The sequence below is a fragment of the Planctomycetota bacterium genome (assembly GCA_038746835.1).
Classification (GTDB): Bacteria; Planctomycetota; Phycisphaerae; order Tepidisphaerales; family Tepidisphaeraceae; genus JBCDKH01.
In genome coordinates this window covers 1-10714 of the sequence record JBCDKH010000134.1, presented here as the reverse complement: position 1 = coordinate 10714, position 10714 = coordinate 1, and the positions used below count along the sequence as shown (strand labels likewise).

At 66.7% G+C, this 10714-nt stretch carries 10 protein-coding genes; all 10 read left to right on the top strand.

The annotated features are described in order from the left end of the window. The coding region (locus tag AAGI46_12370) for a hypothetical protein (GenBank protein MEM1013001.1) at positions 1-216 on the top strand (216 nt) is incomplete at its 5' end. Between the two features lie 3 nt (positions 217-219). Continuing rightward, a complete protein-coding gene (locus tag AAGI46_12365) occupies positions 220-1479 on the top strand; it encodes a glycosyltransferase family 4 protein (protein MEM1013000.1) in 1260 nt (419 codons plus the stop codon). A gap of 3 nt (positions 1480-1482) precedes the next feature. Next, on the top strand, positions 1483-2601 hold the full coding sequence (locus AAGI46_12360; GenBank protein ID MEM1012999.1) for a glycosyltransferase family 4 protein: 1119 nt from the start codon (positions 1483-1485) through the stop codon (positions 2599-2601). 98 nt (positions 2602-2699) lie between these two features. Then, positions 2700-3752 (top strand): glycosyltransferase family 2 protein, encoded by a 1053-nt coding sequence (locus AAGI46_12355; protein ID MEM1012998.1) that lies wholly within the window; start codon positions 2700-2702, stop codon positions 3750-3752. Further along, positions 3749-5149, top strand: a complete 1401-nt coding sequence (locus AAGI46_12350) for a hypothetical protein (GenBank protein MEM1012997.1) — start codon at positions 3749-3751, stop codon at positions 5147-5149. Before AAGI46_12355 ends, AAGI46_12350 begins: the two co-directional genes overlap by 4 nt. A gap of 73 nt (positions 5150-5222) precedes the next feature. Beyond that, positions 5223-6656, top strand: coding sequence for a glycosyltransferase family 39 protein (locus AAGI46_12345; GenBank protein ID MEM1012996.1), 1434 nt, complete (start codon positions 5223-5225; stop codon positions 6654-6656). A 16-nt stretch (positions 6657-6672) separates the two neighbouring features. Beyond that, a complete protein-coding gene (locus AAGI46_12340; GenBank protein MEM1012995.1) occupies positions 6673-7644 on the top strand; it encodes a glycosyltransferase family 2 protein in 972 nt (323 codons plus the stop codon). A 29-nt stretch (positions 7645-7673) separates the two neighbouring features. Further along, on the top strand, positions 7674-8174 hold the full coding sequence (locus AAGI46_12335; GenBank protein ID MEM1012994.1) for a serine O-acetyltransferase: 501 nt from the start codon (positions 7674-7676) through the stop codon (positions 8172-8174). 80 nt (positions 8175-8254) lie between these two features. Then, the gene (locus tag AAGI46_12330; GenBank protein ID MEM1012993.1) at positions 8255-9304 is read left to right on the top strand and encodes a glycosyltransferase; all 1050 of its coding nucleotides are present in this window, start codon (positions 8255-8257) and stop codon (positions 9302-9304) included. Then, positions 9304-10512, top strand: coding sequence for a glycosyltransferase family 4 protein (locus tag AAGI46_12325; GenBank protein ID MEM1012992.1), 1209 nt, complete (start codon positions 9304-9306; stop codon positions 10510-10512). The genes AAGI46_12330 and AAGI46_12325 overlap by 1 nt, the downstream gene beginning before the upstream one ends. Positions 10513-10714: the final 202 nt, after the last annotated feature.

The window sequence follows — 10714 nt, the reverse complement described above, 5'->3', positions numbered from 1 at the left end:
GCGTGGCGGCCGGTCGGTGAGAGCCAGCGGACCGACTTCCTGCTGACCTATGGCTGGTGGGCCTTCAAGTCGCACCAACGACAGACCGCTTTCGTCTACGCGCTCAAGGCGCTGCAGCGGCGGCCACTCGCCCAAGAGCCGTGGAAGCTGGCAATCGCGAGCCTCACCAAGCGGCACCACGAAGACTCCGCCACACAACAAGCCGAGGCCGCCTGACCGATGTCGAGCGTGCTCTACGTCACCAGCGTGCCGCCCTGGCCGCTTTCGAGAAACGGCGGCGGGCAGCGGACACGCCTGCTGCAGGAGGCGATGATCGCGATCGGACACGACGTCCACACGCTCGTCATCCTGCCCGTCGGCGGTGGTGCCCCACCTGACCCCGAGCATGCCGCAGCCTTCGGCGTGCACGAGGTTGTCAGCGCTTCGCCCGACGTGGTGCCGGTCGTGCGGAGCGTGATCCGACCGCTGGGCACGTTGAAGGCCGTCGCGACGCGGTTCGCCGCCCGATATTCAGCGGAGGCCGCCTGTGTCGACGCGGTGCGTCGCGTCGCCCGGGAGGTCCGGCCCGACATCGTCGTGGTCCGCTACGCGTGGACGCTCGGCCGATGCGGCGACGCGCTGTTCGACAAGGCGGAGCGGACGCTGCTCGACTTTGACGACGTCGACTGGCTCACGCTCGCTTCCGAGCACGGTGCCCAGCCCTGGCCTGGCATCGTCGGCCGGCTCGGGATGGCGGTCGCGCGACGGACGGTGCGCAAGACGCTGTTGCCGCAGGTTCGTCGCTGTGACGGCGTCTGGGTGACCAGCCAGACCGACGCCGACGCGCTCGCCGGAGAGGGCATCACCACGACGCACCTGCCGAACGTCCCGGCCGATCCCGACGATCCGCAACGCCTGCCCGATGCCCTGCCACCGTCCGCCGACGGTGCGTCGACCGTCCTCTTCGTCGGCGACCTGCGTCACGGCCCCAACGCGCATGGCTTGGATCGCTTCCTGCGAGCAATCTGGCCGCTGATCCACAGCGCGAATAGCAACGCCGTGTTCCGCATCGTCGGCAAGGGCCTGTCCGACGAGCTTTGCTCGCTCTGCGACCAGACGCCTGGCGTCGAGGTGGCCGGATTCGTGGAAGACCTTCGCGACGCCTACGCCCAGGCCGCTGTGGTCGCCGTTCCGTGCTGGTGGGGCGGCGGAACGAAGATCAAGGTGGCAGAGGCGGCGGCGATGGGTCGGGCTCAGGTCGCCACGCCGCTGGCCATGCGCGGGTTTGACGTCCTGGCGGGCACCGATCGCCCTGCAGCACTCGTCGCCGACGACGATGCCGGGTTCTCTTCCGCAGTGCTGTCCCTGCTGACCGACGCCACGCGACGCCACGCGATCGAGTCGGCCGGGCCAATGCTGATTCGCGACCATCTGAGCTTCGCCACCGTTCGCGATGCCGTCGGTCAACTGCTGCCGGGTCGTCTCCCGGCCGATAGGTGAAGGGTGCGGATCACGTTCGTCCTGCCCGTCGCTTCGCTCGAAGGAGGCGTCCGCGTCGTCGCGGAGTATGCCCACCGACTGAGCACGCGCGGCCACGACGTCACCGTGGTCAGCCTCGGCATGCACCCCAGCCCACCGCTGGCCAGGCGTGCCAAGGACCAAATCAAGAACGTCCTCTACGGCAACTGGGGAGCGCTCTTGCCCCAGCCGCTACCCACACCCGGGCCGAGCCACGTCGACGCGTTGGGCTCGATGCACGTCCGGCTACCCCACGGCGGACCGATCCGCGAACACGATGTGCCCGACGCCGACGTGGTGGTCGCGACGTGGTGGCAGACCGTGCCGTGGGTCGCGATGTTCCCGCCGACCAAGGGCCGGAAGGTCCACTTCATCCAGCACGACGAGCGCGTGATGATGGCCACGCCGGAAACCAGGGCCGAGGCGGGTCGCGTCACGTGGCAGACGCCAGACTTTGCGCGTGTGACGGTCGCATCCTGGATCAGCGACGTCGGCCGCGACGAATACGGCAGCGAGTCGACGGTCGTCTCCAACGCCGTCTCGCGTGAGCTGTTCGACGCCCCGCAGCGCGACTTGGGCCAGCCGCCGACCGTGGGCTTCATGGACAGTCGCGTCGCGTTCAAAGGTGCCGACATCGCCGCCCAGGCCGTAACGCAGATGCGCAAGGCGCTGCCGGATCTCAAGGTCGTCACGTTCGGCGTGCACGATCGCGAGGAAGGCCACACGCCAGACTGGGCGTCCTACCAGCGCAGGCCGGCACAGGAGACGATCGCGGAGATCTATCGCTCTTGCGACGCGTGGCTCTTCGCCAGCCGCTGCGAGGGGTTCGGCCTGCCGATTCTGGAGGCGATGGCGTGCCGGGCGCCGGTCGTCGGCACGCCCGCCGGAGCCGCGCCGGACCTGGTGACGTCCGACAATGGGCGGCTTGTCGCGATGGAAGACCCGGCCGCGATGGCCGAGGCGGCACTGGAGGTCGTGACCCAACCCGCCGACGCGTGGCGACGCATGAGCGACGCGGCTTACGCGACGGCCAACCAGCACGACTGGGCTGCGGCGACCGACGCCTTCGAGCGGTTTTTGGCCGATGTGGCGAACGATCCCTGATTCCGGGCCGGATCGGACGGAGCGGGTTGCCGATACACTGATGCCGGCCGCTGCCGCGTCGGCCGCCCATGACCAACGACCGCCGTCACCGCCGACCGATGCCCTCGTCCTCCGACCGCCCGCGACAACGCCTGAGCGTCGTCCTGCCCGCGTACAACGAGCAGGACGTCCTGCCGATGGCGCTGGAGCGGTTCCTGGGCGTCGGCCCGAGGCTGGCTGCGATGGGCCTCGACCTCGAGCTCGTCTTCGTCAACGACGGCAGCCGCGACAAGACTGCCGGGATTCTGGACGAGGCCGCCGAGAAGGACTCGCGCGTCAAAGCCGTCCACCTGACCCGCAACTTCGGCCACCAGGCCGCGATCAGTGCCGGGCTTCGCGTCGCGACTGGCGATGCGGTCGCCATCATGGACTGCGACCTGCAGGACCCGCCCGAGATTCTGCCCGAGTTCGTCGACAAGTGGCGAGAGGGCTTCCAGGTCGTCTACGCCGTCCGCCGCAAACGCAAAGAAAACGCCTTCAAGCGGACGGCGTACTGGGTCTTTTACCGACTGATGGCCTTCGTCAGCGAGATGGACATTCCGCTCGATTCGGGCGACTTCTGCCTGATGGACCGCTCGGCCGTTGACCTGATGAACGGCCTGCCGGAGTGCGAGCGGTTCGTCCGTGGCTTGCGGACGTGGGTCGGCCTGAAGCAGACGGGCCTGGAATACGAGCGCGACGCCCGGGCCGCCGGTGTGCCGCAGTACACGCTCAAAAAGCTCATCAAACTCGCAGCCGACGGCTTGGTCAGCTTCAGCGGTGTGCCGCTGAAAATGGTCACGCGGGTCGGCGTCGCCTGTGGAGTGCTCTCGCTGGCGTTTACACTGTGGGCCGTGCTTGACGGGCTGTTCGACATCACCGGCGCTGACGCGGGCTGGCCGAGTCTGGCGGCGATCGTGACGTTCATCGGCAGCGTGCAGCTGCTGTCGCTGGGCATCATCGGCGAGTACCTCAGCCGCATCTTCGTCGAGGTCAAGGGACGCCCGACGTACCTGATTGCACGCATCGCCTCGTCCGACAGCGACTCGACGCCCCAGCCGCTCAATGGCCATCGTCCGCGCACGGCTGATCGCGTCGAAACCTCCCAACCCGCGGAGGTGGCTTCGGCGTGAGCCCGATTCCGACGGCGCTCATTCTGCTGGTCGGAGCGGTCAGCCTCTGGCTATCGCTCAATCGCTCGGTCGGTGCGGTCTTCACGTACGTGCTGCTGCCGGGCGTGCTGCTGGCGTTCACGGTGCCGGCGATCGAGGTTCAGAAGCTGCCGGACATCAGCATTATCGCCGCAGCGAGCTATGGGACGCTGCTGGGCGTTGTGATCCGCGGGCCCAGGAAGGTCTTTTCGCTGGGCGTGATCGACATCATGGTCGTGCTGCTGGCCCTGTGGCGCGTTCTGTCGGGCGTCGTCACCGACGTCGTTTACACGGGCGTCAGCACCATCGGCAACGACACGCTCACCGTGCTGGGCCCCTATTTCATGGCCCGGGCGACCTTCGTCGATCCGTACTGGCGCGTCCGCGCGGCGAAGGTGATCGCGGTGCTGGCGGCGGGATTGGCATTCGTTGCGCTCATCGAGTGGCGACTGATCCCAATGTACTACTCGCGGCAGATCATGAGTCCGCTCGGGCTGACCACCGTCGACTGGGTTATGGTCCAGGGCCGATTCGGCTTCTTCCGGGCTCAGGCGTCGTTCTGCCACCCGATCGATCTCGGCAACGGCGGCGCGATTCTCGGCTGCATGCTGCTGGCGATGGCGCTGACGTGCGGGCGATCGCTCAAGACGCCGTGGGTGCTCGTGGGCGGCATCGGGTGCACCATCATGGTGCTGACGAGCATGAGCTTCACCAGCTACGTCGCCGTCTCCGCGATCGGCGGATTGCTGTTGCTCCTCCGGGCAAGCCGCATCGGTGCCTACGCCCTTTTGCCGATCGGACTGGTCGCCCTGCTCGGCTACTCGGCGATGTCGCAGCACTTCATCGAGACCGAACCTGAAGCCCCGGCCTGGGAGCACTACGAGCAGTCCGACGAAACCTCAGGCCCGCTCTACGTGCGGCACTTCATCGTCCACTCGGCCTGGGAAGGCATGCGCGAGGCAGGCGTCTTCGGCATCGGCAAGACCAAGTACGAGCCCAGCTACTTCGGGCTTGCCAGCATCGATAACAGCTACGCCCTCTTCGTTTTGAACTTCGGCTGGGGCTATCTGGTGCTGTTCCTGTTGACGGCCTTTGTGATCGCGTTCAAGGCGATGATGGCCCTGGTCTACGTCGAGAACGGCGCGAGCCGTCTGCCGCTGGCGGCCGGCGTCGCGGGCGTCGTGGGGACGGCGCTTGGCATGTACACCGTCTTCTTCGGATTCGTGTACGCGACGCTCTTCTGGATGCTGCTGGGCATGCTGGCGAGCATGATTCGTGAGGTGCAGGAGCGTGCCGGCAATGCCGAGCCCGTCCAGCTCGACGCGGCCAAGCGGTTCTCTGAGGAGCACGCCCCGGCCACGGCAGGTGCGTTCTCCTGAATCGAGGCGTCCGGTGTGCCGATGAAGGGCAAGACGCGTCTGCTTGGCAGACGGGACCCGCGTCGCCACACTCATGACTGCCGTGCCCGCCGGAACCCTCGCCCCCGAATCGCCTGCCCGATCGTCCGATCGGCCAGAGAGCGTGCTGCCGTCGGTCATCGTCGTGCTGGCGATGAGTGCTCTGTTGCTTCGTCTCGCAGCGATCCTGCTCATCGCGAACCCGGACGCTCCGGGAGCGATGGAACACACCAGCCTCGCCAAGGGTCTCCTGCTGGGCGAAGGCTTCAGCTTCAACGAATCGGCCGGCTACACCGAGCGCGGGCTCTACGAGCCCAGCAGCGTGCAATCGCCGCCCTACCCCTTGTTTCTGGCGGGGCTCTTCAAGATCTTCGGTGTCGACTCGTCTGCGGCCTACACGGCTGCGTGGATCGTCAACGCGGTCTTCGCAGCGCTCACAGTCCCGGCGCTCTACCTGCTGACACGTCGCCTCGCCCCGGACCAACGCTGGGGCCACGTCGTCGGCGTCTTGGCGGCAGGCCTGTTCGCGATCTGGCCGACGCAGGTGTTTGCGGTCACGCAGGCCCAGGCGGTCGTGGCGATCACGTTCGGCTTCGTCGCGATCGCGTGGCTGTGGCTCGAGAGCTTGGAGACCGGCCGGATCTTGCCTTGGATCGCGTACGGCGTGATCGGGTGTTTCGCGGCGCTCACCGAGCCGGTGCTGTTGCCGCCGATGGCGTTGTCAGGCGTCTGGGTGCTGCTCACGCCGCGCCTGCCCAAGCCGCTGCGACTGCGGAACGGTGCGATCCTTCTCGCGCTGGCACTGGCGATCATCGGGCCCTGGACGTGGCGCAACTACCGCGTCCACGACACGTTCATGCCGATCAAGAGCACGTTCTGGGTCAACGTCTGGAAGGGCAACAACGCGACCGACCCCGGCCACAGCGGCACCGATCGCCCAGAACTGACCGCCGAACGCCTCGCTCAGGTTCAGGCCACCGGACGTGACGAGCTTCGCCAGTACGACCTGCTCACGCCCGAACAGCGCATCGCCCTCGACGGCAAACCCGCCGTGCAGCGCGAGGAGCTTTTTGGTCAGTGGGCCAAGAGCTGGATCAGCGAAAACCCCAGCATGTACGCCGCCGTCAGCGGCAAACGGCTGGCCAAGACGCTGTGGTGGGATTGGGATCACCCCGGCGGATACAAGTTCTTCTACCTCTACCCGACCACGCGGGCCGTGCTGCTGCTCGCGACACTCGTCGGCGGCTTCGTTGCGTGGCGTCGCGGGTGGCATTTCTCGCACGTCATGCTGCTCTCAGGGTTGGCCGTGCTGACGTACACGCTGACCGTGACGGCCGCGCGGTTCGGATTGCCGATGGAGCCGTTCCAGTTCGTGCTGTTGGCGCTCGCGGGCGTGGCGATCTTCGGGCGACGTCGTGTCGAACAGGTCCGGCCGCCGATCGTGGCGTCGTTCCTGGGCAAGCGTGCGATCAACGACGGCGAGGCGTAGCTTCGTAGAACCAGCCGTGCTCGCCACCGTCGCGATCATCAACTACCGCACCGGCGGCCTGACCGTCGACTGCCTCGCGTCGCTCGAGCCCGAAATCGCTCGCTTCGAGGAGACCATTCACGTTCGCGTCGTCGACAACGACAGCGGCGACGACTCACCCGACCAGATCGAACAGGCCATCGCCGAACGCAGCTGGGGCGACTGGTGCTCTCTGGTCCGACTGCCCAAAAACGGCGGCTTCGCCTATGGCAACAACGAGGCGATTCGACCGTTCGTCGACTCGGGCGATCCGCCCAGGTACGTCTGGCTGCTGAACCCGGACACGGTCGTCCGGCCCAATGCCCTCGTGGAGCTCGTCCGCTTCCTCGACGCGCATCCGGACGTCGGAATTGCCGGCAGTCGGCTCGAAGACCCCGACGGTACGCCGCAGCGATCGGCCTTTCGGTTTCCCGGCGTCTTGAGCGAGTTCGAAGCCGGCACGCGGCTCGGTCCGATCACGAAGCTGCTCAGAAGATTCGCCATCGCTCCGCCCGTGCCCGTTGGTGACGAGCCGCAGCCCGCCGACTGGATGGCCGGGGCAAGTCTGCTGGTGCGACGCGAGGTCTTCGACCAGGTCGGCTACATGGACGAGGCGTATTTCATGTACTTCGAGGAGGTCGCCTTCTGTCGCGAGACGATGCGTGCGGGCTTCGAACGCTGGTACGTGCCCAAGAGCCGCGTCGTCCACCTCGTCGGACAGGCCAGCGGCATCAGCGGCAAGGTCACCAAGCGCATGCCCACCTACTGGTTCGACAGCCGACGGCGGTACTTTCTGACGCAGCTTGGCACACTCCGCGCGACCCTTGCGGATGCCGCCTGGCTCACGGGCTTTGGCCTGTGGCGTTTGCGTCGACGGTTCCAGAGGAAGGACGACCACGATCCACAGCACCTGCTGGCCGACTCGTTCCGACACAGCGTCTTCCGTCGCGGTTGGAGGGTTTCCGCGTGAGCGAGCCTGATCCGACCACGTTCGCCGGCATGCGTGCGCTCGTTCGCGAAGACCTCGCCAGCCACGAGGGCGATCGCACACGCCCGGGCTTCAAGGCGCTTCGTGCTTATCGATTTGGCGTCTGGCGCATGAGCGTGCCGCAGCCGTTCCGGGCTCCGCTGTCCGTCTGGTACCGACGGATGTACCGCAAGTGCCGCGACGTCTACGGCATCGAGCTGCCCTACTCCGCCACCGTCGGCCGGCGTCTGGTCATCGAGCACCAGCACAGCATCGTCGTCCACGGCAACTGCGTCCTCGGCGACGACTGCACCATTCGCCAAGGCGTCACGCTCGGGAACAAAACGATGGACCAACCGTTCGACGCGCCGGTCCTTGGCAACCGCGTCAACATCGGCGCAGGCGCGAAAGTGCTCGGGAAGGTCACGATCGGAGACGACGCGCAGGTTGGAGCCAACGCGGTCGTCGTGAAAGACGTTTCCGCTGGAGTGACAGTCGTCGGGATTCCTGCGAAGCCGATCGGAGTTCGATGAGATCGTTGTCGCTTAGCGGTGAGCGCCAGCGAGCCTCCTCCGCGTTCACCAGAAAGCTCGCTGTCGCTCACCGCTAAGCCATGGAGAACGTCGCCATCGTCGCTATCGGTCGGAACGAAGGAGACCGCTGCCGGACATGCCTTGATGCTGCGATCAAGCTCATTGGTGATCCGTCACGCGTCATCTACGTCGATTCGGGCAGCACCGACGGGTCGCCGGAGCACGCGCGGTCGCTGGGCGTCACGGTCGTCGACCTCGACATGAGCCAGCCCTTCACCGCTGCCCGTGCAAGAAACGCCGGGCTGGCCGAAGTGCCCGCGGAGGCTGCATTCGTGCAGTTCATTGATGCCGACTGCGAGCTGGTCGACGGCTGGCTCGAAACGGCGGCCTGGGCGCTAGACAGCGACCCGAAGCTCGCGGGCGTTGCAGGCCGACGTCGAGAGCGGCAACCGGACGCGACCGCCTACAACAAGCTGTGCGACATGGAGTGGGACACGCCCGTCGGCGAGGCGGCCGCTGTCGGCGGCGATGCGATGTTCCGGCGAAAAGCCCTCGATGCCGTCGACGGCTACGACCCGACGATGATCGCCGGTGAGGAGCCGGAGATGTGTCTCCGCATGCGCAAACTCGGCTGGCGGCTGCGTCGACTCGACGCCGAGATGACGCGCCACGATGCGGCCATGACGTCGTGGAAGCAGTGGTGGAACCGCAACAAACGCGCCGGCCACGCCTACGCCGAGACGCTCGATCGCCATCCGCCGACGGGGGCGAAAGAGGTGCGCAGCAACTACGTGCTGGGCCTGTCGCTGCCGTTCAACGCGACGCTCGCTTCGGCCGGGGTGATCGCGATGACCATCGTCGCGCTCGTCGTCGAGAGCCCGGCCCGTCGCAGCTTCGCGATCGTCTTCGGCATCGCCCTGCTGCTGGTGCTGCCCGTCATCGCATCGGCGTACGTCCTGCTCTTCAAACGGATCCGCACCTTCCGCACCGCCCGCGGCGACGACCCCTCTGACGCTGCCACGTACGCCAAGTGGGTGCTGCTCGGAAAAGTGCCCCAGGCGATGGGTCAGCTCAAGTACCGCTGGAACAAGCTGCGCGGGCGAAGCAGCGGGATCATCGAGTACAAGTGATGAGCGACCGCTTCCCCATCGCCTACGTCGCTGGACAGTTTCCGCTGCGGAGCGAGACGTTTGTCTGGCGCGAAGTGCGCGAGCTTCGACGACGCGGATGGACGGTGCACACCTTTGGACTGCGACGACCAACCGACGTCCCTGAGTCACTCCGCGACCTGCTTCACACAACGGAGTTCGTCTACGAGCGTCTTCCGGCTCGAACCACAGCGGGGCAGGAGGTCGTTGTACGACCGCGTCTGACGAGCTGGCCATCACGAGCGATGGCAGACATGATCTTCCCGAGGGAATCGACCTCGCTGCGAAATCGTCTCACGCTGTACTTTCAAGCAGAAGCTGGGAACAGACTCGCGGCACGCATGCACGACCTCGGCATCCGGCACGTTCACGCGCATTTCGCTCACGCGCCGACGAGCGTCGCGATGTACGCCGCCGATGCGGCGGGCGTGCCGTTCAGCTTCACAGGGCACGCCAACGACCTCTTCCAGCGTCGGCAACTCCTGCGTCGCAAGCTCGAACGCGCAGCGTTCGTCGGGTGTGTAAGCGAGTGGCATCGCGACCTCTACCGCTCGACCCACCCCGACGGCCGATACGACGTCGCCCGCTGTGGCGTGCCAATCGACGACTACGGCCCGCCGCCCGAACGCGTGCCGGATCGGCTCCGCGTCCTGACCGTCTGCCGGCTCGTGGAGAAGAAAGGCGTCGACACACTCGTGCAAGCGACGGCAAACCTCCCCGGAGTCAGCGTGACGGTCGCGGGCGACGGGCCGCTGCGGGCATCGCTCGAAGCGTCGGCCGAGGCGAACGTGACGTTCCTCGGCCCCGTCGACGCCGAGCGCGTGCCCGAGCTGTTACGCGAGCACGACGCCTTCGCCCTGCCGTGTCGGCCTGCGGGTTCGGGCGATCGTGACGGCATTCCCGTCGTCCTCATGGAAGCCATGGCCGCCGGTCTGCCGGTCGTCGCGGGCGATCTGCCCGCCATCCGGGAACTCGTCGAAGACGGCGTCACGGGTCGACTCCTGACCGTCGAGGACCGCCCCATCAAACGACAAGCTGAGGCGTTGCGCACGCTGCTGGACCGCTGGCGCATGACACCCGAAGCCACCACCACGATGGCACAGGCGGGACAAGCCCGCGTCCGCGACGAGTTCTCGCTAACACGGAATGTCGATCGGTTGGAGCGGTTGTTCCACGAAGCGGTCGTGTGACGTTGCGACGTGATGTGGTCCAGCGACAGTGAGCCGCCCGCGTCAGCGGGCGCGGTGGGGTGGGATGGAAATCCGTTCACTTGCGACGCGCCCGCAGACGCGGGCGGCTCACTCAGATGTGTTGCGCGAAAAAAAGACTCCAAGAACCACACAGCGACCGTCGCCTGGCGTTCAAGTAGGTCGAGGACAACGGAAGTCTCTT